This window comes from Corallococcus praedator (genome assembly GCF_003612125.1).
GTDB classification, from domain to species: Bacteria; Myxococcota; Myxococcia; order Myxococcales; family Myxococcaceae; genus Corallococcus; species Corallococcus praedator.
In genome coordinates this window covers 1-395 of the sequence record NZ_RAWI01001371.1, presented here as the reverse complement: position 1 = coordinate 395, position 395 = coordinate 1, and the positions used below count along the sequence as shown (strand labels likewise).

The 395-nt window shown below is 66.3% G+C and carries 1 protein-coding gene; it reads right to left on the bottom strand.

Annotated elements, in window-relative coordinates; all coding sequences use genetic code 11:
• On the bottom strand, positions 1 to 395 hold a 395-nt coding region (locus D7Y13_RS46705; RefSeq protein WP_208734747.1), incomplete at both ends, for a hypothetical protein.

Sequence of the window (395 nt, the reverse complement as noted above, 5' to 3'; positions counted from 1 at the left end):
ACATATTCGATTCCGCGCGCGACAGCGTCGAGATGTTCGGCCGATATGCCACCGTCGCGGGAGTGCCGAGCGAGCAGAGGCAGGACCTCCACGGCCCGTCCGAGCCGGATCAACCGTGACGCCACCGCCGGCGCGACACCGTTGGCGACCAACAGTTCTCGCAACGACATCCCGCAGTGTGTCGCGACCCCGACGCGCTCGGCCTGGGATGCCAACCGCGCCAGCATCCCGTCGGCCACCGCGCGGAGAGCGACGGCGCCACGGATGGCGGCGACGATCTCGGAGTCGACATCGGCGACAACTGTTCCCTGTGAACCGAACTCGTCGACCACCAGGTCGGCGAGTTCGATGAATGATCCCCCGGTCATGCTTCGACCGTACACACGTTCGAACAC